The organism is Bradyrhizobium sp. JYMT SZCCT0180 (genome assembly GCF_018130165.1).
In the GTDB taxonomy this organism is placed as follows: Bacteria; Pseudomonadota; Alphaproteobacteria; order Rhizobiales; family Xanthobacteraceae; genus Bradyrhizobium.
In genome coordinates this window covers 96,522-121,296 of record NZ_JAFCLZ010000014.1, presented here as the reverse complement: position 1 = coordinate 121,296, position 24,775 = coordinate 96,522, and the positions used below count along the sequence as shown (strand labels likewise).

The following is a 24,775-nucleotide window of genomic DNA, read 5'->3' as shown; positions in this document are numbered from 1 at the left end:
TTAACCATGGAGCAAATACCATGAACTACAAAACACTCGTTGCCGCATCCTTGATGTCGATCGCTCTGACATCCGCAGCGACGTCCGCGGCATTTGCGCAGTGCACGGACTGCGCAATGTATCCAGAACGCGATTACCTGAACAAAGGCGTCCCAACCCCCGCCAGCAAGATGATGGCGGAGCCGGGCGGCGCAGCAGCTGCGAGCACTGCGAATTTTGAAAACGGTGCGTACAATGCACGGGCCGGAGCCAAGGTGGCTGGAACGCAGCGCCGCCACCCCCACGACGCGAACGCTTCCATGGCCGGGGGTTTTGCGCCGGCCGGTGCCCCCTCGCAGCGGGTGTACCTCAAGAACCTGCACGACTCCGGATACAATCCTGCCAGCGACGTCGATGGCGCCGGCAACATGAAAGTAAACTGATCTCGACGCACCAAAGAAAGCCGGGGTTACGACCCCGGTTTTCGCGTTATTGAGCGAACAAGGTTTTCACTGGCTACGCCGCCTTCGCCTGCACCGTATTGCAAAACTCCGCCAGCCGATCGGCGAGCCGCAACGTGGCGGGGCTGGCATCCGGTGCGGCGACCAGCGCGACTTCGGTGCGGTCGATCGGCGCAAAACCGTCTTTCGCCGTCAGCACGCGATGGTCGGCCTGGATCGCCATCTCGGACAGAATGCTCAGCCCCATGCCGGCGGCAACCGCGGCCTGGATGCCGGAGAGACTGGAGGACGTGTAGGCCATGTGCCAGGCGCGGCCGGCGCTTTCCAGCGCGTGGATCGCGCGCGAGCGATAGAGGCAGCCGGTGGGAAAGCCGATCAGCGGCACCGAGCCCGTGGTGGTATCGCGCGGCCGGCTCTTGCTGGTCACCCAATGCACGCGTTCGGGCCACACCGCGATGCCGACTTTCTCGCCAGCGGCGCGCTTGAACAGCGCCAGATCGAGTTCACCGCGTTCGAGGTCGCGCTTCAGGTAAGTGCTCTGGTCGGAGCGGACATCCATCCGCAACCCGGGATGCGAGCGCGAAAACGCCGCCAGCAATTTCGCCAGCCGGTAGGCGGCAAAATCTTCGGGTACGCCGAGCCGGATCGCGCCTTCACTGCCGGGGCGCGTCAGCACATCGCGGGCCTCTTCCGCCAGCGACAGCAGCCGCCGCGCATAGGACAGCAGCCGCTCGCCGGCCTCGGTCGGCGTGACGTCCTTGCCGCTCCGGTTCAGCAACGGCTGGCCGACGTCCTCCTCCAGCCGCTTGATCTGCTGGCTGACGGTCGACTGGGTGCGGTGGACGCGCTCGCCGGCGCGAGTGAAACCGCCGGAATCCACCACCGAGACGAAGCTGCGCAGCAGTTCCAGATCGAGCATGGCCATGGCTCGCCTCCGCTCTTCAGAAAACGAGTATTCAAAAATCCACTGGATATCAGTTTATCATTTAATTTCTAAATATCAAGGCGCGGGCCTACATCATGGGCAAAGGAGACTCTCCATGTCGCTCGCGTCCTCGATTGCCGTTCCCCGCGCCGGTTTCAACTGGCTGCCGCTCACCATCACGCTGTTCTGCCTGCTCTGGAGCTTTGCCTTCGTCGCCGGCAAGATCGGCGTCACCGATTGTCCGCCGCTGATCCTGCTCACGGCGCGGTTTTCGCTCGCGGGCGTCCTGATCCTCGGCATATCCGCACTTCGCCGCGAGGGATGGCAGCTCAGCTGGCGCGACGTGGCCGTGTTCGCCGTACTCGGCGTCGCCAACAACGCGCTCTATCTCGGGCTTGGCTACACCGGCCTCAAAACCGTATCCGCCGGCCTTGGCGGCCTGATCGTCAGCGCCAATCCGGTGTTCACGGCGGTGGCGGCCGCGGTGTTTCTCGGCGAGGCGCTGACCTGGCGCAAGGTGACGGGACTTTTGCTCGGCATATCAGGCGTCGGCTTCATCGTCTGGCATCGCATGTTGGTTGGGTCAGACAGCGTGGACGGCATCGTCTACACGCTGGCGTCGCTCGCCTCGATCGTGGTCGGCACTATCCTGTTCAAGATACTGGCGCCGAAGGGCAGCCTGTGGGTCGGCAACGGCGTGCAGAATCTCGCCGGCGGCCTGGCGCTGCTGCCGTTCGCCTTCACGTTTTCCAGCGTCAGCGACATCGTGCCGAGCGCGCGGCTGCTCGGCGCATTCGTCTTCCTGGTGCTGGGCGGATCGATCCTGGCCTATTTGCTGTGGTTCCACCTGTTGAAGGTCTGCGGCGCAACGGCTGCGAGCGCCTATCACTTCCTGATGCCGCCGCTCGGCATGCTGTTCGCCTTCCTCGTGCTCGGCGAGCACGTCGAATTCCGCGACCTGCTCGGGATCATTCCGGTGGCGCTCGGGATTTATCTGGTGACGCGGCCCGCCAAAGCCGCTGATGCTGCGGTGGCCGGTCCCGCTTCGCAGGGGAGTATGTCATGATGCTATCGCGTCCCGGCTCTGCAGCGCACCGCGAAGACGCGCTGCGCTGCGTCCGGGGCACGAACTCGTTCAATCCTTCCGGAATACGATCGACGCCATCCAGCCCGTCATCAGCGCCATGAAGGCCGTCACCAGCCCATAGGCAAGACCATTGTTGTGGGCGGCGTTGGCGATGAACTGTTCGAAACCGACCTTGACGATCTCGAACGCGGTTTCGGTGCGCGTGACCAGCGCGCCATCGGCGAACAGCTTGATCTCGACGTCGTAGGTGCCGATCGGCACTTCGCCCGGCAGCGGAATGCCGGTGCGGAACAGCGTCGGCGTCAGGAACGTCACCGCCGATTGTTCCTCGCGATACAGCCCGTGCTGTTTGCGCAACCTCACGAACGCGCTGCGGAACGGATCGTTGGGCACGACGTCGGCAAAATCAGGGCCGACGCGCTGCGTCAGCAGCACGTTGTTGAGGCCGAGTTGCTGCCGCCGCTGCACTTCGGGTGAGGCGATGTCGTCGAACGGCCGGTTGGAAAACAGCGCCAGATACGTCGGCACTTTGAGGAATTGCCGGGAGTCGGTGTTGATCCAGATGCCGAACCTGCGCTCCTTGCGCCGTGTCACCATGTCGGCGCGCGGTCCGCTGACGGTCACGACCAGATCGTAATTGTTGCGGCCGGCCGGCGTCTGCGCGTCCTTTTCGACCGAGCCGAACAGCACCAGCTCCTCGCCGGAATAATTCGGCGTCACCGTGACGCGGTGGTTCGATACCGACACGATCAGCCGCTCGGCGCAGGCCGGCGAAATGGCTAGTACGGCGCCCAGCACGAGACTTGCCACGATCAGCGAGGCGCGCGCGCTCATACCCCGCCTCCCGTTTCCCGGATCGTGAACAGATCAGCCGGCCGGATCACCAGTTCGACGGCAAAGCGGATACCGACGGCGAGCACCAGAAGCCCGAGCAGCAGCCGCAGATGTTCGCCGCGGATCTTCTGGCCGGCGCGGGCGCCGAACTGGGCGCCGGTCACGCCGCCGATCATCAGGATCAGCGCCAGCACGGCGTCGACCAGATGATTGGTCACCGCATGCAGCAGGGTAGCGAATATCATCGTCACCAGCGTCAGCACCATCGAGGTGCCGACCACGGTCGAAGTCGGCACCCGCAGCACGTAGATCATCAGCGGCACCAGGATGAAGCCGCCGCCGATGCCCATGACGGCGCCGATGAAGCCGATGATCAGGCCGATCACGACGACGGGGATCACCGACAGGTAGATCTTCGAGCGCTTGAAACGCATCTTCAGCGGCAGGCCGTGAATCCAGCCATGGCTGCCGGGACGGCGTATCGCCGCCGCACCGCCGCGCCGGGCCCGCAGCAGCGCGCGCAGGCCTTCCCAGAACATCAGCCCGCCGACCGTCGTCAGCAGGATGACGTAGGACGTCGCGATCAACAGATCGAGCTGGCCGAGCGAGCGCAGCAGCGTAAACGTCCAGACCCCGAGCGCCGTCCCGACGGTACCGCCGGTCAACAAGACCAACGCCAGAATGGGATCGATGGATCGTCGCCTCCAATAGGATATCGCGCCCGAGAAGGAGGAAGCCGCGATGTGGCTCGCGACCGAAGCGACCGCGACCGCGGGCGCGATGCCGACGAAGATCAACAGCGGCGTCATCAGGAAGCCGCCGCCGATGCCGAACATGCCGGAGACGAAACCAACCGCCGCGCCCATCGCCAGGATGAGGAAAACATTGACGGGAATGTCGGCGATCGGAAGGTAGAGCTGCACGCGCGTCTGCTTCTCGTTGTCTGCCGCTGACCTGGCCTAACGGCCGCCCAGGGCATGGTTTCGAGCATTTGCCGGCAGTGGAATCCGATTGGCGCGCAGGGTCAGCGCACGCGGACCGGTTGCCGCGTCTTTGCATAACCCAGATCAGTGGCAGGGGGGACTAAAGAATGCCCCGGAAGGCAATTATTTGCCGCACCTGCACATAGGCGTGACGGCCTAGCTGATAATTCTCGTCGTCCCGGCCTTGGGCCGGGGCCCATAGCCACCGGCCGCAATTGTTTAGCGAGCTGAGCGTTATCTTCCTTGTTGAATTAGCGTGGCCGCGGAGTATGGGTCCCGGCTCAAGGCCGGGACGACAGCAATTATGGGGTCGCGCATCACAAATGCGGGTTTGGATTCAGGGCTTCCCCACCGGATCGGTGACGAGGTTCATGGCGAGCGCCTCCTTGGGCGCAAGCCAGCGGATGTCCTTGGTCTCGGACATCGCCTGCACGACCGACGATGAAACCCCCATTTTGGTCATATAGCCCAGCACCGCGCCTGATATCTTCTGGGCTTCGGCGAGCGGATCATCCACTTGCTTTGTCGTGGTAAACCGGTGCACGCCCAGGCCTGAGCCCAACACGCCGATGCGGATCTTGCCGCCGGCATAGACCAGCACGCAGGCGCTGGCGCAATAGGAGGGTTTGACGCGGCCCGCGGCATCGGCGGTGCCGACCGCCGTAATCAGTCCGCGCGAGCGAATGAGCTCGCCCATGATCGCGGCCTGATTCAAATCGCCGCCGGGCGAAGACATCAGGATCACGTCGCCTGCGGCAAGCTGGGCCTCGTCCAGTTTCTCGCGGAACCATCTTGCGGCCCCGGGTCCGATCTCTCCCTTGATGAACAGGGCGCGCCGGTCACGCGCGGCGCCACCGAGATCGAGTTTGGCGACCACCGAGGAGGTCAGGCTCGGCGAGACATACTGGTCCTTCCAGTAATCCCAGGCATCGGGCCGCGAGAGGTCGCGATAGGCCTGGATGGCGATGCCGGCAAGCAAAAGAACAAAGATGAGAATCGAGCCGATCGGCCATTGGCTGCGCGCCGTTTGCGGCGGCTGCGGAGGAGGAGGAGGCGGCGGAGCCGATCGCCACGGCGAAGGCGCGGACTGCTCGGCCAGCTTGCGCGGCGGCGCGACCGAAGGCCCGGTCGGCGACCTCTGGAAACGGCCTTCCCCATCCTGACCATCTTCGGCAGACAATCGATCCTCACTGCAAAGCCGCGCGAGGCCACGCCGGCCCCGTCAGATCATACGGCTTTATATGGAGGGACTATCGGGTCGATGCCAGCGGCGCCGCCGCCGAGGCTGCGGCGCGCTTGGTCGAAGCCTGCTTGGCGGCGGGTTTGGTCGCAGCTGCGGGCGCAGGCGCCGGGTCCCAGCCACCGGCCGGGGTTGCGACATTGACGGCGGCGTCGGGCTGCGGCTCCGGCGTAAAGGTCTGGATCGCGAGCTTGGCCGCCGCCAGCGACTGGGCGTCGAGGCGCTTGGCGATATCGTCACGCTTTCGGCCGGAATCCGCATCGCCCTGCGCGGCTGCGAGGCTGAACCATTTGAAGGATTCGGCGAGGTTCTGCTCGACCCCGATGCCGCGGGCATAGAGGATGCCGAGGTTGAACTGGCTGTCGGCGACGCCGCGATCGGCCGCCTTGCGGAACCATTGCGACGCGACCTTGTAGTTGGCCCCCTTGCCGCCGCCATCGGCGTCGAGCACGGCCAGATTGTGCATCGCCTTGGCGTTGCCGCGTTCGGCCGCCTGCAGATAGTAACGCCGCGCGACATCGGCGTCCTTTTTGACGCTCATGCCCTTCTCATAGAAGGTGCCGAGCCGGAAGATCGCGGGCACCACGCCGGCTTGCGCCGCGCGGTCATACCATTTTGCGGCTTCGTCGAGATTGGCTGCCACGCCCTTGCCCTCGGCAAAGCGCACGCCGACTTCATAGGCTGCTGCCGGATCGCCCTTCAGCGCAGCGGCGCGCAGCATCGGCCCGCCGATGGCATCGGGCAGTTGCTCGCCCGGCGGCACCTGCACCATTCCAGGCTTGCCGTTGGCCGGCAGGGCCGGGAGCGCGCCGGTGATGTCACTGGCATTGATCGGCGACATCGCCGCCTGTGGCGGGATGGACATCGCCGCCTGCGGCGGGATGGACATCGCTGCCTGCGGCGCGATCGCGGCCTGAGGAATCGCGACTTGCGCGCCATCCAGCGTGTTCGGTGCGGAGGAGTTGTTCGATTGCCGTCCGATCGGGGCGGGCGACATCATGGAGGGCCCTGCCGGTGCCGGCATGGCGGGCTTGGCGCTGTTCTCGGTCGGGGCTTTTGAGGCCGGCGACGGATCGGTGGATTCCATCTGCGGAATTTGCGGCGCGCTGCCGGTGTCGAGCAGCGTCATCGCCAGCTGGAAGGTGCTGAGCACGATCGCGAATACGCTCGCGCCGACCAGCAGCGAGCGGATCTTGGAGGTGATGTTCGACGGCTCCTTGCCGTCGGTCTTGCCCTTGTCGATCGCGGTAACCTTGGCGGCCTTCGCGTTAGCCTTCGCAGCGGCCTTGGCCGCCTTCTCGTTGGCGGGCGCGGCGGCAGCAGCCTGCGCGGCGCGGCGCGCGGCGGCGATGAAGCTCGACGAACTGACCGGCTCCTTGGCGGCCGCGGAAATTTCGTTGATCACGCTTTCGGATGCGGCGATCCGCTCCGATGGCGACGACGCCCGTGCGGTCGGCCGTGTGCCCGGCTCCAGCGGATGATCCGGCGGCAGTTCCGGCGCGATCGCGGTGCGCGGCGCGGCTGCGTGCGGCTCGAGGATTTCGCTGATGGCGCGCGGCGTCATCGGCGGAATGGCCGGCGGCGCTACCGGCTCCGCGGCATGGAAGTCGCGCGGCGCGGCGGCAAAATACTCCTGGGAGGCTGCGGGATTCGGCAGTTCAGGTTTCGGCTGCGGCGCAAAGGCCTGCGGCTGAGCCTGAGGGACATAGGCCGGCGGTGCAAAGCTGGGCGGCGGCATCGCCGCACGCGGCGCTTCTGCCGGGGCTTCGAATGCAGCGGGGGCGGGCGGTGCGGCGCGAACCGCGCGCAGATCGCCTTCGATCATCGCCAGCCGATCGACCACATGGCCGAGCGTGCTGTGAACCGTCTCCAGCGAATCCTGGGTGCGGCGGTCGGTTTCCGACTGGCTGAAACGGAGGTCCGACAATTCGCGCTTGACGGCTTCGACGATGCCGGAATCCATCGACTGCGGCGCCGCATAGCTGCTGGTGTTGTCGGCGAGCCTGGCCAAATTCGCGTGCTGGTGTTCGAGATGGCGCAGGATGTCCTGCAGTCCTTCCTCGACGCGCCCGAGATTGCCGCTGCCAGAACCGCCCTGGCCGCCGGTGGTCTCCAGGCGTTCCAGCAGATAAGTCACGCGCTGTTCGAGATGGGTGAACGCCGAGGCGTTGTCGTTGCCGGCCGGGATCCGATCCAGGCGTTCGGACAGCGAGCGCAGCGCGCCTTCGATATATTCGGAATTGTCGCTTGCGACCGGCCGTTCGCGCGTTTCGATCGACGAGGTCAGCGCGGCAATGCGCGCTTCGAGGCTGGCGAGCGACTCGCTGTTGTCGCCGGCGCGGGACAATTGATCGACCTTGACCGACAGCGCATGCAGATCGTCGGAAACCCGTGCCAGCGCATCGTTGGACGCAACGTTGGAGGCGATTGCCCGCATCGCCGAGATCGCGTCTTCGAGCTGACGCACCGTCGACGGATCGTCGTTCGTACGCAGGATCAGGTCGAGCTTGGTGCCGAGATTGCGGATCGCGTCGTCATAGCCCGCGAGTTGCTCGGCCGGCTTCAGCGAGCGCAGCGCGTCGTAGATTTCGCCGAGCGCGCGCTCGAGGTTGGCCAGCACGTTGGCATCGGTGCCGTTCTGGCGGGTTTCGTCGATCCGGCGCGACAGCGAGCGGATTTCGTTCTCGATCGAATCGATCGCCTGGCGCGGCATCGCTTCGGTAATGGCGCGGCGGATATCGGCAAGCTCGCTGCGGAAGGTCGCAATCGACTGCTCGACATTGTCGGGGCGCTGCATCGCCTCGATCTGGCTCGTGATCTTGAGCAGATGCCGTTCCAGCGACGAAAAATCCGGACCGGCGGGCATCGGAGCAGGTGCAGGCGGCTGCATCGGTGGCGCATAAGCCATGGCAGGGGCGGCGCTCGGCGCCATCGGCGGCACACCTGCCGCCATCGGCGGCATACCTGACGCCGGCGGCGCGCTGCGCGGCGGCATCTGCCGGGACGGCACCGCGTCCAGTTCGTTCTGGCGCGCGGCGATTTCGGCGATCGCCGAATCAAACGACGCCGGGCTCAGCGGCGGCGAGGGACGATAGACTTGCGTCGCGGCGCGTTCGACCATCTCGGCCTGGCGCTGCCGCTCCTGCACCGTCGGCTGGCGTGGCGCGTGGCTAGAAATCTGCGACAGCCGCGCGTCGAGGCGCGAAATGGCGTCGTTCAGCTGCCGCGCGACGGTCGGCTCAGCGCGGGGCGCTTCGGTTCGGGGCGCGTCGCTCCGCGGGGCGGGGCGGGAAATCTGATCGATCTGCCGGGTGATCGAATCGAGCCGCTGGTGAATGTCCGCGACCTCGCGGCTCTCCGCGCTCGGCATCGCCGGCTGCTCGTCATAGGGCGCACGGAAATTTGGCGGGGCGGAATCGCCAATGGTGGAATTGAGCCAGTCGCTCAGCGACATGCCAGCGCGCCGCGCGGCAGCCTCGGCCCTTTCGCGGACCGATGGATCGATGCCCTCTACACTCCACGATACGCGCGAATTCATGCTCTCGTCCGGTTCTGACTCCGGCGCTTCCTGCGCCTTCAGCCTCCCCGCGCGTCCCATCCAGGAGACAATCGAATTTCGCGCAGGTCGTCTGCCTCAGAACCTGACTTTTTCGCGTTACGGTAAATAACCGGTTAAGGAATGCGGCCGGACGACCCGAAAGTTAACTTTGGAACCCGACCCGCCGGTTCCACCGCTCAGCTGTTGCTCTCGCGGCTGGTGTCTTCGAGCAGCAGGACGGGTGCGGGTTTCGCGACGGCGGCCAGGGTCTCGATCGCCTCTTCGCACCATTCCGCCACGGCTTGTTCGTGGCGCAGACCGATGCGCAGTCCCAGAAGCTTGCCGGTATCGGCGACGGAGGTGGCTTTGCCGTCCGGAAACAGCTTGTTCAGAATTCGCTCGTAGCGGGCGTAGCGGTCGCGGTGATGTTCCAGCCGCGCCATCAGGTCGGCGCGCAACGGCTCGATGTCGAAGCTGTCGAGCGCACACAGCCGCACCAGAAGGTCGTCCTTCATCATTGGCGGGCTGCTTGGTCGGGCGCCCCAGTGCCGCAGCGCGGCCCGGCCTTCTTGTGTCAGCGTATAGACCAGCTTGTTGGGCTTGCCGGACTGGACCACCTCGTGGCCCTGGATATGGCCGCGATCCCTGAGTTTCGAGAGTTCGCGATAGATCTGCTGGTGGTCGGCCTTCCAGAAAAACCCGATCGAGGAGTCGAACGTCTTGGCGAGCTCATAGCCCGACATCGGCCGCTCCGTCAGACAGGCAAGGATTGCGTCACCGAGCGCCATTAGGCCGATCCCTCAAAATCGCGAAAACAACCCCATGCAAAGAAAGGAAAGTGCCCCATCGCTCGACTAAATTGTCGCGTTGACTTTATGCATAAAGTTGCATATGCGTCAACGTGCATAAAGATTGGGCTAAACCCGTATCGAGCCGATCGGAGACGCATCATGACCGTGACTGCACTCGACAAATGGTACGGCTACATGAAGTCGCACGACCAAGCGGCGCTGTGGGATCTGCTGCACCCCGACGCGGTGTTTGAGAGTCCCGTGGTCCATACCCCGCAGCGCGGGCGTGACATCACCTTCAAGTATCTGTCGAGCGCCGAGAAAGTGCTGGGCGGCCCGGGATTCAAATATGTCGGCGAATGGCGCAGCGACAATGGCGCCGTGCTCGAATTCGAAAAAGAAATCGACGGCATCGTGATCAACGGCGTCGACATCATCACCTTCGCGGATGGCAAGATCACGCACTTCAAGGTGATGGTGCGGCCGCTCAAGGCGATGAACCTGCTGCATCAATTGATGGGCGCGCAGCTCGCAAAAGGGTGAGGCCGCGTCGTCCGGAACCGGATAAGGTCCGTCTCAGAAATCCGAAGCGCCTGCTGGCTTGCCGACCTTCACCTGAAACCTAATCAGCCAATTCATTCTGCCCTGCCGGGAGAACACCATGCCGACTTACAAAGCCCCCGTTGAAGACGTCACCTTCCTGCTCAACGATGTGTTCCAGATCGACCGCTACGACAATCTCCCGGGTTTCACCGACGCTTCCGCGGATGTCCGCGAAGCGATTTTGGGCGAGGCCGCAAAACTTTCCGAAGAGGTGCTGCAGCCACTCAATCGCGTCGGCGACCTCGAAGGTTGCAAACGCCATGATGACGGCCGCGTCACCACGCCGAAGGGTTTCAAGGAAGCCTTCAAGCAGGTCGCCGAAGGCGGCTGGCTCGGGCTGTCGGCTCCATCGGAATATGGCGGGCAGGGGCTGCCGGTCACGCTGAGCCAGGTCGTGACCGAATTCCAGAGCTCGGCCAATATGGCGTTCTCGATGTATGGCGGTCTCACCATGGGCGCGACCGCGGCGTTGATGGTGCACGGCAAGCCCGAACAGAAGAAGATGTTCGTGCCGAAGATGGTGGCCGGCGAGTGGACCGGCACCATGAACCTCACCGAGCCGCAATGCGGCACCGATCTCGGTCTGCTCCGCACCAAGGCCGTCAAGCAGGCCGACGGCAGCTACAAGATCACGGGCACCAAGATCTTCATCTCGGCCGGCGAGCATGATCTCGCCGACAACATCATCCATCTGGTGCTGGCGCGCATCGAAGGCGCGCCCGCGGGCATCAAGGGCGTCTCGCTGTTCGTGGTGCCGAAAGTACTGGTCAATGCCGACGGCTCGCTCGGCGCACGCAACGGCGTGTCCTGCGGCTCGATCGAGCACAAGATGGGCATCCACGGCAATTCCACCTGCGTGATGAACTATGATGGCGCCACCGGCTGGCTGATCGGCGAAGAGAACAAGGGCATGCAGGGCATGTTCGTGATGATGAACGAGGCCCGCCTCGGCGTCGCGGTGCAGGGCCTCGCGCAATCCGAGGTCGCCTATCAGAACGCGGTCAATTACGCGCGCGAGCGCCTGCAGGGCCGGTCGCTGACGGGTGCCAAGGATCCGGACAAGCCGGCCGATCCGATCATCGTGCATCCCGACGTGCGCCGCGTGCTGCTGACGATCCGCGCCTTCAACGAGGCGGCCCGCGCGATGGTGGTGTGGACCGCGCTGAAGAGCGACGTCGCCCACCGCTCGAGCGACCCGAAGGATCGCCAGGAAGCCGACGACCACATGGGCCTGATGACGCCGGTCATGAAGGGCGTGATGACCGATGTCGGTTTCTCCAATTCGGTGCTGGCGCAGCAGATGTATGGCGGCCACGGCTACATCGCCGAACACGGCATGGAGCAGTTCGTGCGCGATGCGCGCATCGCCATGCTCTATGAAGGCGCCAACGGCATCCAGGCGCTCGACCTCGTCGGGCGCAAACTGCCGCGCGACGGCGGCCGCGCCGTGATGGCGTTCTTCGGCGAGGTCGGCGCCTTCGCCAAGGAGCACGGCGCCGACGAGGCGATGAAGCCGTTCGTGACGCCGCTCTCGACCGCGCTCGGCCATCTGCAGCAGGCGACGGGATGGCTGATGCAGAACGCATTGACAAAACCCGACAATGCCGGTGCCGCCGCCACCGACTACATGCAATTGTTCGGCCTCGTCACCTTCGCCTATATGTGGGCGCGGATGGCCAAGGTGGCGCAGGACAAGATTGCGTCCGGCGGGGCCACGCCCTATCTGACCACCAAGCTGGTGACCGGCCGCTTCTTCATGGAGCGGATGCTGCCGGAAACGACGGTGCACCTTGCGCGCATCCAGACCGGCTGCGCGACCACCATGGAATTGGCGGCGGAAGCGTTCTGAAGCGTCCTGCAAGATTCTATCGTCATTGCGAGCGCAGCTAAGCAATCCATAGACCCACAAAGGAAGCATGGATTGCTTCGTCGATTCGCTCCTCGCAATGACGACCTAACGATCTGACTGTTCTGAAATTCGTCTCGCTCGATCAGAGCCTGCACCGAAACGGGAGAAAACCATGCCTGAGGCATATATCTACGATCACGTTCGCACCCCGCGCGGCCGCGGCAAGGCTGACGGCTCGCTGCATGAAGTGACCGCGCTGGCGCTGGCCACCGTGCCGCTAAGGGCGTTGAAGGAGCGCAACAATCTCGCCGTCGACGTCGTCGACGACGTCGTGCTCGGCGTGGTCGATCCGGTCGGCGAAGCCGGAAGCGACATCGCGCGCTTTGCGGCGCTCAAGGCCGGCCTCGGCCAGGCCGTCCCCGGCGTTCAGATCAGCCGCTTCTGTGCTTCCGGCCTCGATGCGGTGAATTTTGCCGCCGCCCAGGTCATGGCCGGCCAGCATGAGCTCGTGATCGGCGGCGGCGCCGAATCCATGAGCCGCGTCGGCATCGGCGCCTCCGGCGGCGCCTGGCCGATGGATCCCTCGATGGCGGTGCCGGCCTATTTCATGCCGCAGGGCGTGTCGGCCGACCTGATCGCCACCAAATACGGATTTTCGCGCGACGACGTCGACGCCTACGCGGTGCAGAGCCAGCAGCGCGCCGCCAAGGCGTGGGATGAGGGCCGCTTCAAGAACTCCGTGGTGCCGGTGAAGGACATCAACGGCCTCACCATCCTCGCCAAGGACGAGCACATGCGTCCGACCACGACGATGCAGTCGCTCGGCCAGTTGCAGCCGTCGTTCGTGGCGATGGGTCAGATGGGCGGCTTCGATGCGGTCGCGATCCAGTCGCACCCCGAAGTCGAGCGCATCAACTACGTGCACCACGCCGGCAACTCCTCCGGCATCGTCGACGGCGCGGGCGCCGTGCTGCTCGGCAGCAAGGAAGCCGGCGCCAAGCACGGCCTCAAGGCGCGCGCGAAAATCCGCGCCTTTGCCAATATCGGCTCCGAGCCCGCGATGATGTTGACCGGCCCGGTCGACGTCACCGAGAAGCTGTTCGAGCGCTCCGGCATGAAGAAGTCGGACATCGACCTGTTCGAACTCAACGAGGCCTTCGCCTCGGTGGTGCTGCGCTACATGCAGGCCTTCGACATCGACTCTTCCAAGATCAACGTCAACGGCGGCGCGATCGCGCTCGGCCATCCGCTCGGCGCCACCGGCGCGATGATCCTCGGCACCGTGCTCGATGAACTCGAACGCACCAACAAGTCGACCGCGCTGGTGACGCTGTGCATCGGCGGCGGCATGGGCACCGCGACCATCATCGAGCGGGTTTGATTTTTACCCTCTCCCCTTGTGGGAGAGGGGCAATCCGTAGGGTGGGCAAAGCGAAGCGTGCCCACCATCACAAGCACCGAATGAAATTGGTGGGCACGGCGCGAAGCGCGCCTTTGCCCACCCTACGATCAACATTCGATTTGGGAGCAACACATGACCTTCAAGAATTTCAAGCTGGAAACCGACGCCGACGGCATCGTGCTCGTCACCTGGGATACGCCCGGCCGTTCGATGAACGTGCTCGACGAGACCTCGGCCACCGAACTCGAGGAGATCGTCAAGCAGACCACGGCGGACGCCGCCGTCAAGGGCGTCGTCATCACCTCGGGCAAGGAAGCGCTGTGCGCCGGCGCTGACCTGTCGATGCTCGAAGGCATGGCCCATCAATATGCCGACCTGCTCAAGGCCAAGGGCGAAGAGGCCGCCAACCAGATGCTGTTCGACCAGAGCCGCCGTTTCTCGCAGGTCTATCGAAACATCGAAATTTCCGGGAAGCCGTGGGTCGCCGCGATCAATGGCCTCGCGCTGGGCGGCGGTTTTGAACTGACGCTGGCCTGCCACTACCGTGTCGCCGCCGACAACCCGAAGACCCGGCTAGGCCTGCCCGAAGTGAAGGTCGGCCTGTTCCCCGGCGCCGGCGGCACCCAGCGCGTGCCGCGCATCGTGCAGCCCGCCGATGCGATGCAGCTGCTGCTGAAGGGCGAGGCTGTTAACCTCACCCGCGCCAAGGCGCTCAACCTCATTCACGCCATCGTCCCGCCCGCCGACATGATCAAGGCAGCGAAGGACTGGATCAAGGGCGGCGGCAAGGCCATCGCGCCCTGGGACGAGAAGGGTTTCAAGCTTCCCGGCGGTCCGGTGTTCTCCAAGGCGGGCATGCAGATGTTCCCGGCGGGCAATGCGATCTACCGCCGCGAGACCTATGACAATTATCCGGCGGCGCGCGCCATCATGAGCTGCGTCTATGAAGGCCTGCAGTTGCCGATCGACGCGGCGCTCCGCGTCGAATCGCGCTACTTCACCCAGATCCTGCGCTCCAATGAAGCCGCGGCGATGATCCGCAGCCTGTTCCTGTCGATGCAGGAACTGAACAAGGGTGCACGCCGTCCGCCAAACGTGCCGCCGACCAAGGTGAAGAAACTCGCGGTGATCGGCGCCGGCTTCATGGGCGCCAGCGTCGGCTATGTCTCGGCACGGGCCGGCATCGACGTGGTCTTGATCGACCGCGACCAGGCCAGTGCCGACAAGGGCAAGGGCCACGCCCAGACCGTGATCGACGATCTCATCAAGAAGGGCCGCGCCAAGGAAAGCGACCGCGACGCCGTGATGTCGCGCATCAGCGCCACCGCCGACTATGGCGTGCTGAAAGACTGCGACCTCGTCATCGAGGCCGTGTTCGAGGATCGCAAGGTCAAGGCGGAAACCTACGCCAAGGCGCAGCCGCTCCTGAAGGATGGCGCGATCTTCGCCTCCAACACCTCGACGCTGCCGATCAACTCGCTGGCCGAGGAGTTCAAGGACCAGGGCAAGTTCATCGGCATCCACTTCTTCTCGCCGGTCGAGAAGATGATGCTGGTCGAGATCATCGTCGGCAAGAACACCGGCGATGCGGCGCTTGCCACTGCGCTGGATTACACGCGGATGATCGGCAAGACGCCCATCGTCGTCAACGACAGCAGAGGCTTCTACGCCAACCGCTGTGTCGGCCGTTACATCGCCGAAGGCAACGAGATGTTCCTCGAAGGCGTGCCGCCGGCGATGATCGAGAACTGCGCCAAGATGGCCGGCATGCCGGTCGGCCCGCTGTCGCTGTCCGATGAAGTGGCGCTCGACCTCGGGCTCAAGGTGATGAAGGCGACCGAGGCCGATCTCGGGCCGAACTCCATCAACCCCGATCAGAAGAAACTGATGGTGGAGCTGGTCGAGAAGCAGGGCCGTCTTGGCCGCAAGAACAGCAAGGGCTTTTACGACTATCCCGAGAAGGGCAAGGGCCAGAAGAGCCTGTGGACGGGACTTGCCGACCTGCAGCCGAAAAAGCTCGACCCCGACACGCTCGACATCGAGGAACTGAAGCAGCGCTTTTTGGTGGTGCAGGCAGTGGAAGCCGCGCGCACGGTGGAGGACCACGTCATCACCGACATGCGCGAGGCCGACGTCGGCTCGATCCTCGGCTTCGGTTTTGCGCCGTTCACCGGCGGCACGCTGTCCTATATCGACTTCATGGGCACCAGGAAGTTCGTCGAACTCTGCCACAAGCTCGAGGCCAAATACGGCTCCCGCTTCACGCCGCCGAAATTGCTCGAGGACATGGCCGCCAAGGGCGAGACGTTCTATGGCCGCTTCCCGCCGAAGAAGCAGGCGGCGTAAGGGACCAAACTCTCTCAACGTCATGGCCGGGCTTGACCCGGCCATCCACGCCTTGCTTCTCCAACGCGAAGCAAAGACGTGGATGCCCGGGACGAGCCCGGGCATGACGGAGCAAATGCAAACAGGGCCGGATCATCGATCCGGCCCTTATTTTGTGAATAGATTAGAGCGAGCTCACGCGACCCGGCGCGGCTTGAGCGTCAAGCGTCATTCTGCGCAGGGCATCCGCGCCTTTTCCACTGTCGCGATCTGCTGCAGCTGCTCGTAGATTGGTTGAAGCAGGACTTTGAAGCTGGACTTTGAAGCAGGACTTGGCGACAGGTCGCTGACGTATGCAAGGGTGATCGCGACAATGCGAAGTGTTATCGTTCTCGGCGCCGGAATGGTCGGGGTCGCAACCGCGTTGCAGTTACAGCGCCGCGGCTGGTCGGTCGTGCTGCTTGATCGCAATCAGCCCGGCCGCGAGACCAGCTACGGCAACGCCGGCTTCATCCAGGCCGAAGCGGTGCGGCCCTATCCGATGCCGCGCGATCTTGCGACGCTGGCGGCGATCGCAACAGGGCGCGCCAACGATGTCCATTACCGCGTAAAATGGCTGCCGCGGCATCTTGGTCCTTTGCTGCGGTACTGGTGGCATTCCGCTCCGGATCGGCACCAGCAGATATCGCAGGCCTACGCGCGGATCATCGCACGGGCGACAAGCGAGCATGACGTGCTGATCCGGGAAGCCGGCGCGGACAATCTGGTGCAGCGAAGCGGCTATCATTCCCTGCGCCGCACCCAGGCCGCGCTGGATGAAGTGGCGCTGGTCGCCGAGATGCTGGCGGCTGAATTCGGTGTGCGATCGGAAATCATCAGCCCGGCACAGCTTGCCGCGGCCGAACCCGGGCTTAACGAGACCGGGGCGGGGGCTGTTCACTGGCGCGACCCATGGACGGTCTCGGACCCGGGCGGGCTCGTATCCGCCTATGCCGATCTGTTCGCACGCGCAGGCGGCACCTTCGTGGGCGGGGATGCGACCACGTTGGCGCCGGGTCCTGCCGGCTGGACGGTTCAGTCGGATGATGGACCGATCGACGCCGAGGCGGCCGTGGTGTCGCTCGGTCCGTGGTCTCCCGATCTATTGCAAAAGTTTGACTATCGTTTTCCGATGCTGCGCAAGCGTGGCTACCATCGGCATTTCACCGGCGGCGGCAGGCTCAATCTGCCGCTGCACGACCCCGAATTCGCATACGCCATGGCGCCGATGGCAAAGGGATTGCGGATTACGTCGGGTGCCGAATTGATGGGACCGGAAAGGTCGTCGCAGTCGCGCCAGCTCGAACGGGCGGAGCAGGCGGCACGGCGGCTTGTCGATCTCGGCACGGCGGTGGAGGCCGAACCCTGGAGCGGGGTCCGCCCCTGCATGCCCGACATGTTGCCGGTCGTGGGGGCTGCACCAAGGCACAAGGGCCTGTGGATGCATTTCGGGCATGGTCATCACGGCCACACCCTTGGCCCCACCACAGGCCGCCTGCTCGCCGAGATGATGAGCGGCGAGGCGACATTTACCGACGCATCAGCGTTCAGTCCGGCGCGATACTGATGGCGACGCGCGCTGTAGGAAGCGGTTGCGGCAAAAGCCCCGTCATCGCGAGGAGCGTTTGCGACGAAGCAATCCATGCTTCCGCAAGGGGATAGATGGATTGCTTCGCTTCGCTCGCAATGACGAACCAAAAAAAGGGCCGGATCATCGATCCGGCCCTCATGTTTATCGCACTCCGAAAAAACCTACGCCGCTTTCAGCAGACCTTCCTTGGTCAGCGCTTCCTGGACCTTCGGGCGGGCGCCGACGCGGGCCTTGTAGGCCATCAGGTTGGAGAGATCAGCGAGATCCCATTTCATCCGTTCGGCCCATGACAGCATCGTGAACATGTAACCGTCGGCGACCGAAAACTGCTTGCCCATCAGGTAGTCTTTCCCGGCGAGCTCGCCGTCGACATACCTGAACTTGCCCATCACACGGTCCTTGAAGAAGGCCTTGGCGTCATCGGACAGCGCCGGGGCGAACTGCGGGCCGAGGTTCTTGTGCAGCTCACTGTTGATATAGGTGAGCCAGGCCTGCAGCTTGTAGCGATCGGCATGGTCGCGGCTGGGGGCAAGATTCTTGTCCGCGGCTTTATCGGCGATGATCTGGACGATGACCGGGCCTTCGGTGACCAGTTCGCCGGAATCCAGCGCCAGCGCCGGCACCTGGCCCTTCGGGTTGACCGTCAGATAGTCGTCGCCGTTTTCCAGCTTCTTGGCGCGCAGGTCGACCTTGACCAGATCATAGGGAAGACCGGCCTCCAGAAGCGCGATATGGGGAGACAGCGAGCAGGCGCCTGGCGAATAGTACAATTTCATTGGATTTTCTCCCTTTGGAAGTTCTTGCCTTTGGAAACCTTGGCTTGGGGCCGCGGAACGACTAAATGCATCTGCATGTAATAGTCAAGATTGATGCAGCTGCATTTAGTGCGGTACACTGAGCTGTGAACGACCCGGACCTGTGACGGATACGGACCAGACCATGAAACGCAAACCATCGACCGAGGCGACCAACGCCTGGATCCGCCTGATGCGGGTGCAGAGCCGGGTGCTCGACGCCGTCGAGCAGGATTTGAAGAAGGCGGGCTTCCCGCCGCTCGCCTGGTATGACGCGCTGCTGGAATTGTCGCGCGCGCCGTCCGGCGAGATGCGCCCCGTGGAGCTGGAGAAGCAGATGCTGATCCCGCAATACTCGACCTCGCGCCTGATCGACCGTCTGGTCGATGAGGGGCTGGCGGCGCGGCGCGAATGCAAGATCGACAAGCGCGGCCAGTTCGTCGAAATCACCGAGGCGGGACGCGAGCTGCAGAAGAAAATGTGGAGCGCCTATTCCGCGGCGATCGAAAAACACGTCGGCTCCAAACTATCCGACACCGACGCCATCAAGCTCTGCGGTCTGCTCGACCGGCTGGGCTGCTCCTGCAGCGAGGTCAGGGCGGCCGCTGTGCGAGACGGCGTTCCCGCCCGATGATACGCCTTCATCTTATCGTTTTTGCGGATAACGCTGTCCGCAATGCTCCCTGCCACACGGCGCGTTCGGTCGAATCGCCAAAGTTCCGGATTTTTCATGGCGCGTGACCAAATCGATATGACGCCGTTGCAATCGCGCGACGAACTCGTGGCGTGGCTGGCGGCCGGCGTGAAGCCGCCGTCGGAGTTCCGCATCGGCACCGAGCACGAGAAGACCCCGTTCACGCTCGAGGGCTATCACCCCGTGCCATACGAAGGCGCGCGCGGCATCGGCGCCCTGCTGGAGGGAATGCAGCTTCTGCTCGGCTGGGAGCCGATCATGGAGCGGGGCAACATCATCGGGCTGTACGACGTCACCGGCGGCGGCGCGATTTCGCTGGAGCCCGGCGGGCAGTTCGAATTGTCGGGCGCGCCGGTCGAGACCGTGCACCAGACCCAGTCGGAGCTGATGGCGCATCTGGCGCAGGTGCGCGAGATCGCGACGCCGCTCGGCATCGGCTTTCTCGGCCTTGGTATGACGCCGTCCTGGTCGCGGTCGCAGATCCCCGTGATGCCCAAGGGCCGCTACAACATCATGCGCAACTACATGCCGAAGGTCGGCCAATACGGCCTCGACATGATGTTCAGGACCTGCACGGTGCAGACCAATCTCGACTTCTCCTCCGAAGCCGACATGGTCAAGAAGCTCAGGGTGTCGGTGGCGCTGCAGCCGATCGCGACCGCCCTGTTCGCCAATTCGCCGTTCACCGAAGGCAAGCCGAACGGCTTCCTGTCGTTCCGTTCCGAAATCTGGCGCGATACCGATAATGCGCGTTCCGGCATGATCCCGTGGGCGTTCGAGGACGGCATGGGTTTTGAGCGCTGGGTCGACTATGCGCTCGACGTTCCCATGTATTTCGTCAAGCGCGGCGACAGCTATATCGACGTGTCAGGCTCGTCGTTCCGCGCCTTCTTCGACGGCAAGAGTAACGCGCTCCCGGGCGAGCGGCCGACGCTGTCGGATTGGGCCAATCATCTCTCGACGATTTTCCCGGAAGTGCGCTTGAAGCGTTACCTGGAAATGCGGGGCGCCGACGGCGTGCCGTGGGGACGACTGCCGGCGCTGCCGGCGTTCTGGGTCGGCCTGTTGTACGACGACGCCACGCTGGACGCGGCATGGGATCTCGTGAAGCACTGGACGGCGGCCGAGCGCCAGGCGCTGCGCGACGACGTGCCGCGCTTCGGCTTCAAGGCCCGGATCCGCGACCGCTATCTGTTCGAGATCGCCCGGGAATGCGTGAAGCTGTCGCATGCCGGCTTGCGGCGGCGCGGCCGGATCGATCACCTCGGCCGTGACGAAAGCCGTCACCTCGAGCCGCTGGAGCGGATCCTCGAATCCGGCCGCGCGCCGGCCGAAGAGATGCTGGAGAAATTCAACGGCGCCTGGGGCGGCTCCGTGGAACCGGCCTACAAGGAATACGCCTTCTAAAACAGTTCGTTGCCGCGTTTCCGGGCCGTTCATCCGCCGTACAGGTTGATGCCGCTCCAATGGCAATCTTCGGAACGCGCGCATTCGAAAGCAATCACATGGGGATAGGCCGCCTGCTCAGGGCGTGTTTGGTGACGCTCGCCTTTTTGGCGGCGGCAGCACCCGTGCGCCAGGCCGCGGCGCAGGCCAATTTCGACCGGCCCGGCGGCGATTATCTGAGCTCGCCGGTGATCACGGGCGATCCGGCCGACTGCGCGCTGGTGTGCGAACGCGACAAGCGTTGCCGGTCGTGGAGCTTCAACTATCCGACCGACCTGACCAGCGGCGCGGTGTGCTGGCTCAAGAGCAACGTCCCGGCGCGCGTCCAGGACAGCTGCTGCGTCTCCGGCGTGCGCGGCGCCGGCGTGGTCGAGCCGAGGAACAGCGCGATCGAAACCTCGATCGACCGGTTCGGCGGCGACTACAAGAATTTCGATGTCAAGAGCAAGGACGGCGACGACGCCTGCAAGGCCGCCTGCACTGCCGACAACAAATGCCGGGCCTGGACCTATGCGCGGCCGGGCTACGCCGGCAAGGAAGGCCATTGCTTCCTGAAAAAAGACATCAAGCCGCCGCGGCGCAAGGCCGGGTTTACCTCTGGCGTGGTGCGGTAGAATTATTGGACCGCGACTCTCTCATCCGTCATTGCGAGGAGCGAAGCGACGAAGCAATCCATCTATCCGTTATGCCGCGCTATGGATTGCTTCGCTTCGCTCGCAATGACGGCTGAGGAGACTATGTTGCCGCCAGCACCGTCACCTCCGGCCACAGCTGCTTCCACCTCGCGGCCTTCACCGCGTAACTCTCGGGCGAAAAATTCGGGCCCGGATTGGGCCGCACGATCAGGCCGGCGGCATCGTCGAAACCATCGGGCGCGTAGACGTCGTAGCCATCAGACGCGCGGCGGATGCCGATCTGCGTATTCTTCGTCAGAAAACGATCGATGCCCTCGGTCGAGCAGCGCAGCGGCGGGTAGGGCAGGCCGTGCTTTTCGCCGTACCAGAGATGGACGCGCGCCTGGTTGCGCGCCTCGACCTTGGCATCGAGGTTGCCGAGCGCGCTGTGCAGCGTGCGGATCACGGCGTCCTCGGCCGCCCAGGATGTATCGGGATCGAAATAGAACACGTCGTAATCGTTGATGCCGTAACCGACATCGCGCCCGGTCAGTATATTCCACACCGTCTGCACCAGGCATCCCGCCACGATCCAGGCATCCGGCAGCGCCAGATCGAAAAGTTTTTCGGCCATGATCTTGTTGGCGGGGTTGCGTAGCGCGAGGTTGAGGAATTCGTCCTGGTTCATCGCTCTGCCGTGGCCCGTAGGGTGGGCAAAGCGAAGCGTGCCCACCATTCCAGTTGTCGAACAAAGAGGGTGGGCACGGCGCTGGCGCGCCTTTGCCCACCCTACGCACCTTCGCTCGCAATGACGGGATGATCTATGATTCGTCGTACGCCTTCACCGCCTTTTTCGACGCCAGCGTGCGCCAGTGCCGGCGCAGCAGCGGCTCGACGATGGCGCGCTTGGCCTTCGAGAGGCGGATCAGCACGATCGGATAATCGCGGTAGTGGTCGGTGAAGTAAAAAATCTTCGGCTGTCTTTCGATCCGCATCTCGCGTTCGTCCAAGGGGACGCCGAACATGACGAGGCTATCGTTGTCTTCGCGCAGCCGCGCGAGCAGCTTCTTGCGCACCTTCAGCGCCGGCGTGCCGTAGGACGTGCCGTCCTCGACCTCCGGCCAGAGCAGCGCGAACGTCCTGACGTCGTCGAAGGTCACGGTGTTTCCCCTCATCCCCGCGTGAGCGCGACGCGCTCATCGCTGGAGGAGCGGCGCCTTCGCCGCGTCTCGAAGGATGTGGCCCGGCTGGTGGCCTCATGGTTCGAGACGGCGCTGGCGCGCCTCCTCACCATGAGGAATTATCAATGAACCGACGTGAAAAACCGCGCCATGCGAAAGCCGGACAGCCAGGTCCATACCGGCTGGCTGCGGATGCCGAGATCCCAGGAGCCGACCACGGCGTCGGCGCGGCCGATCAGATTGTCGATCGGCAACAGGCCGACACCGCCGTCGCGCACCGCGACGCGGCTGTCGGCGGAATTGTCCCTGTTGTCGCCGAGCACGAACAGTTTTCCCGCCGGCACCGTTACCTCCGGCGTGTTGTCGAGCCGGCCGTTGTCGCGCATCTTGAAGATCGCATGCGTGACCCCGTTCGGCAGCGTCTCGACATAGCGATAGGCCTTCTCGCTGCCGCCGCGGTCGTCTTCGGCTTCACCCACGCCGTCCGGTTTCAAGGTCGCAGCATGGTCGTTGATGAAGAGCTGGCCCTGCCGCATCTGGATGCGGTCGCCGGGCAGCCCGACCACGCGCTTGACCCAGGCCTGCGAGCGGTCGCCGGTCCAGCGGAACACGACGACGTCGCCGCGTTTGGGCGTCTCGCCGAACAGCCGGCCGGTTTCCGGCAGCGTGATCTGGATCGGCAGCGACGCCGCGCCGTAGCCATAGGGGAATTTGGACGCCAGCAGCGCGTCGCCGATCAGGAGCGTCGGCTCCATCGAACCGGACGGTACGTAAAACGGTTCGGCCAAGGCGCCCTTGGCGACGAACACCACCATCACGATGGCCGCGAGTTGCGCGACCTGCGCGCGCCAGCCTGCAGGTTTTGTCGCAGGTTTTGCGACCGTGGTTTCGTTCTCGCTGGTCACTAGCCGGTTCCTCCGACTGTTATGCGCTCCATCCGCAGCGTCGGCTGGCCGACGCCAACCGGCACGCCCTGGCCGTTCTTGCCGCAGGTGCCGATGCCGGTATCGAGCGAGAGGTCGTTGCCGACCATGGTGATGCGGTGCAGGTCGGTCGGGCCGTTGCCGATCAGCATTGCGCCCTTCAACGGCGCGCCGATCTTGCCGTTTTCGATCTTGTAGGCCTCGGTGCACTGGAACACGTACTTGCCCGAGGTGATGTCGACCTGGCCACCGCCGAAATTCGCGGCGTAGATGCCGTTCTTTACCGAAGCGAGGATTTCCGCGGGATCGCGCTGGCCCGACAGCATGTAGGTGTTGGTCATGCGCGGCATCGGCACATGGGCGTAGCTCTGGCGCCGTCCGTTGCCGGTCGGCTTCATGTTCATCAGCCGGGCGTTCTGGCGGTCCTGCATGTAGCCGACCAGGATGCCGTCCTCGATCAGCACGGTGCGGTTGGTCGGAGTGCCCTCGTCGTCAATGGAGAGCGAACCGCGCCGCGAGGCCATGGTGCCGTCATCGACCACCGTGACGCCCTTGGCGGCAACCTGCTTGCCCATCAGGCCTGCGAAGGCCGAGGTCTGCTTGCGGTTGAAATCGCCCTCGAGGCCGTGGCCAACAGCTTCATGCAGCATGACGCCGGGCCAGCCGGCCCCCAGCACCACGTCCATTTCGCCGGCGGGGGCGGGAACCGATTCCAGATTGACCAGCGCTTCGCGGATCGCGCCGTCGGCGGCATCGCGCCAGGCCTTGGTCTCGATGAAGCGCGCATAGCCCTCGCGGCCGCCATAGCCCTTGCTGCCGCTTTCCTGCCGGTCGCCCTGGCCGGCAACCACGGAAATATTGACCCGCACCAGCGGGCGGATGTCGCGGTAGCTTTCGCCGTCGGGCCGCAGGATTTCCACCACCTGCCAGGTGGCGGAAAGGCTGGCCGTCACCTGCCGCACGCGCGGGTCCTTGTCGCGCACATAGGCGTCGATTTCGGCGAGCAGCTTCACCTTGGCTTCAAAACCCGGCGCATCCAGCGGATTGTCGTCGCCATAGAGTCTCACATTGGTGTGAGCGGGCGCCGCCGCAAAGTTGCCGGAATAGCCGCCGCGGACCGCTGCGACCGCGTCCGCAGCGCGGATCAGCGCCGGCAGCGAGACGTCGGAGGAATGCGCGTAACCGACCGCGTCGTCCTTGACCGCGCGCAGGCCAAAACCCTGCGACGTGTCGTAGGTTGCCTGCTTCAGCCTGCCATTGTCGAACATCAGCGCTTCGGTCTGGCCATATTCCAGGAACAATTCGCCGTCATCGGCGCCTTCGAGCCCGCGCGCGATCTCCCGGCGGACGGAATCGCGGTCGAGGTTGGCGCGGTCGATCAGGGAGGTTGTAGCGGGGGAGTTGGTCATTACATTCAGTCCGTTGTCGGAGGGGTGCAACCAAGATAGTTGTTTCCTCGTAGTTCCGCGAGGGGCT

Annotated in this window: 21 protein-coding genes; 10 read left to right on the top strand and 11 right to left on the bottom strand. The window is 64.4% G+C overall.

Annotated features, from left to right (window positions below; all coding sequences use genetic code 11):
• Positions 1–20: 20 nt before the first annotated feature.
• Positions 21–422, top strand: coding sequence for a hypothetical protein (locus tag JQ641_RS21320; protein ID WP_211997909.1), 402 nt, complete (start codon positions 21–23; stop codon positions 420–422).
• A 73-nt stretch (positions 423–495) separates the two neighbouring features.
• On the opposite strand, the gene JQ641_RS21315 is transcribed toward JQ641_RS21320, so the two are convergent.
• Positions 496–1,359, bottom strand: coding sequence for a LysR substrate-binding domain-containing protein (locus tag JQ641_RS21315; protein ID WP_211998010.1), 864 nt, complete (start codon positions 1,357–1,359; stop codon positions 496–498).
• Between the two features lie 121 nt (positions 1,360–1,480).
• Here JQ641_RS21315 and JQ641_RS21310 point away from each other — a divergent pair, with 121 nt between their 5' ends.
• On the top strand, positions 1,481–2,431 hold the full coding sequence (locus tag JQ641_RS21310) for a DMT family transporter (RefSeq protein WP_211997908.1): 951 nt from the start codon (positions 1,481–1,483) through the stop codon (positions 2,429–2,431).
• A 69-nt stretch (positions 2,432–2,500) separates the two neighbouring features.
• Here JQ641_RS21310 and JQ641_RS21305 read toward each other — a convergent pair whose 3' ends face one another.
• From JQ641_RS21305 to JQ641_RS21285, 5 genes are all read right to left on the bottom strand, one after another.
• Complete coding sequence (locus JQ641_RS21305; RefSeq protein WP_211997907.1) at positions 2,501–3,286, bottom strand: TIGR02186 family protein; 786 nt, start codon at positions 3,284–3,286, stop codon at positions 2,501–2,503.
• Entirely contained in the window at positions 3,283–4,209 is a 927-nt protein-coding gene (locus JQ641_RS21300) for a sulfite exporter TauE/SafE family protein (protein ID WP_211997906.1), read from the bottom strand. The genes JQ641_RS21305 and JQ641_RS21300 overlap by 4 nt, the downstream gene beginning before the upstream one ends.
• Positions 4,210–4,606: 397 nt before the next feature.
• Positions 4,607–5,449 (bottom strand): COG3904 family protein, encoded by an 843-nt coding sequence (locus tag JQ641_RS21295; protein WP_211997905.1) that lies wholly within the window; start codon positions 5,447–5,449, stop codon positions 4,607–4,609.
• Between the two features lie 70 nt (positions 5,450–5,519).
• Positions 5,520–9,047, bottom strand: coding sequence for an SEL1-like repeat protein (locus JQ641_RS21290; RefSeq protein ID WP_211997904.1), 3,528 nt, complete (start codon positions 9,045–9,047; stop codon positions 5,520–5,522).
• A gap of 197 nt (positions 9,048–9,244) precedes the next feature.
• Positions 9,245–9,835 carry a PadR family transcriptional regulator gene (locus JQ641_RS21285; protein WP_211997903.1) on the bottom strand — a complete coding sequence of 197 codons (591 nt, stop codon included), beginning with the start codon at positions 9,833–9,835 and terminating at the stop codon, positions 9,245–9,247.
• Between the two features lie 162 nt (positions 9,836–9,997).
• Between JQ641_RS21285 and JQ641_RS21280 the strand changes: the two genes are divergently transcribed.
• The 5 genes from JQ641_RS21280 (at position 9,998) to JQ641_RS21260 (ending at position 17,623) form a co-directional block, all read left to right on the top strand.
• Complete coding sequence (locus JQ641_RS21280) at positions 9,998–10,381, top strand: nuclear transport factor 2 family protein (RefSeq protein WP_211997902.1); 384 nt, start codon at positions 9,998–10,000, stop codon at positions 10,379–10,381.
• Between the two features lie 118 nt (positions 10,382–10,499).
• Entirely contained in the window at positions 10,500–12,290 is a 1,791-nt protein-coding gene (locus JQ641_RS21275; protein ID WP_211997901.1) for an acyl-CoA dehydrogenase C-terminal domain-containing protein, read from the top strand.
• A gap of 172 nt (positions 12,291–12,462) precedes the next feature.
• Positions 12,463–13,671, top strand: a complete 1,209-nt coding sequence (locus tag JQ641_RS21270; protein WP_211997900.1) for an acetyl-CoA C-acetyltransferase — start codon at positions 12,463–12,465, stop codon at positions 13,669–13,671.
• Positions 13,672–13,824: 153 nt separating this feature from the next.
• A complete protein-coding gene (locus JQ641_RS21265) occupies positions 13,825–16,038 on the top strand; it encodes a 3-hydroxyacyl-CoA dehydrogenase NAD-binding domain-containing protein (protein WP_211997899.1) in 2,214 nt (737 codons plus the stop codon).
• 352 nt (positions 16,039–16,390) lie between these two features.
• Positions 16,391–17,623 carry an NAD(P)/FAD-dependent oxidoreductase gene (locus JQ641_RS21260; RefSeq protein WP_211997898.1) on the top strand — a complete coding sequence of 411 codons (1,233 nt, stop codon included), beginning with the start codon at positions 16,391–16,393 and terminating at the stop codon, positions 17,621–17,623.
• 185 nt (positions 17,624–17,808) lie between these two features.
• Here JQ641_RS21260 and gstA read toward each other — a convergent pair whose 3' ends face one another.
• On the bottom strand, positions 17,809–18,423 hold the full coding sequence (gene gstA / locus JQ641_RS21255) for a glutathione transferase GstA (protein WP_211997897.1): 615 nt from the start codon (positions 18,421–18,423) through the stop codon (positions 17,809–17,811).
• Positions 18,424–18,586: 163 nt separating this feature from the next.
• On the opposite strand from gstA, the gene JQ641_RS21250 reads away from it, so the two are divergent.
• The 3 genes from JQ641_RS21250 to JQ641_RS21240 all read left to right on the top strand — a co-directional run bounded on the left by JQ641_RS21250 (position 18,587) and on the right by JQ641_RS21240 (position 21,195).
• Entirely contained in the window at positions 18,587–19,075 is a 489-nt protein-coding gene (locus JQ641_RS21250) for a MarR family winged helix-turn-helix transcriptional regulator (RefSeq protein ID WP_211997896.1), read from the top strand.
• Between the two features lie 96 nt (positions 19,076–19,171).
• On the top strand, positions 19,172–20,542 hold the full coding sequence (locus JQ641_RS21245; protein ID WP_211997895.1) for a glutamate--cysteine ligase: 1,371 nt from the start codon (positions 19,172–19,174) through the stop codon (positions 20,540–20,542).
• Positions 20,543–20,640: 98 nt separating this feature from the next.
• A complete protein-coding gene (locus JQ641_RS21240) occupies positions 20,641–21,195 on the top strand; it encodes a PAN domain-containing protein (protein ID WP_211998009.1) in 555 nt (184 codons plus the stop codon).
• 121 nt (positions 21,196–21,316) lie between these two features.
• Here the strand turns inward: JQ641_RS21240 and JQ641_RS21235 are convergent, their stop codons facing one another.
• From JQ641_RS21235 to tldD, 4 genes are all read right to left on the bottom strand, one after another.
• Entirely contained in the window at positions 21,317–21,883 is a 567-nt protein-coding gene (locus JQ641_RS21235; protein ID WP_211997894.1) for a nucleotidyltransferase family protein, read from the bottom strand.
• A 133-nt stretch (positions 21,884–22,016) separates the two neighbouring features.
• Positions 22,017–22,355 carry an MmcQ/YjbR family DNA-binding protein gene (locus JQ641_RS21230; RefSeq protein ID WP_211997893.1) on the bottom strand — a complete coding sequence of 113 codons (339 nt, stop codon included), beginning with the start codon at positions 22,353–22,355 and terminating at the stop codon, positions 22,017–22,019.
• A gap of 143 nt (positions 22,356–22,498) precedes the next feature.
• Positions 22,499–23,281, bottom strand: a complete 783-nt coding sequence (lepB, locus tag JQ641_RS21225; protein ID WP_349628597.1) for a signal peptidase I — start codon at positions 23,279–23,281, stop codon at positions 22,499–22,501.
• Positions 23,281–24,708 carry a metalloprotease TldD gene (gene tldD / locus JQ641_RS21220; RefSeq protein ID WP_211997892.1) on the bottom strand — a complete coding sequence of 476 codons (1,428 nt, stop codon included), beginning with the start codon at positions 24,706–24,708 and terminating at the stop codon, positions 23,281–23,283. The genes lepB and tldD overlap by 1 nt, the downstream gene beginning before the upstream one ends.
• Between the last annotated feature and the right edge of the window lie 67 nt (positions 24,709–24,775).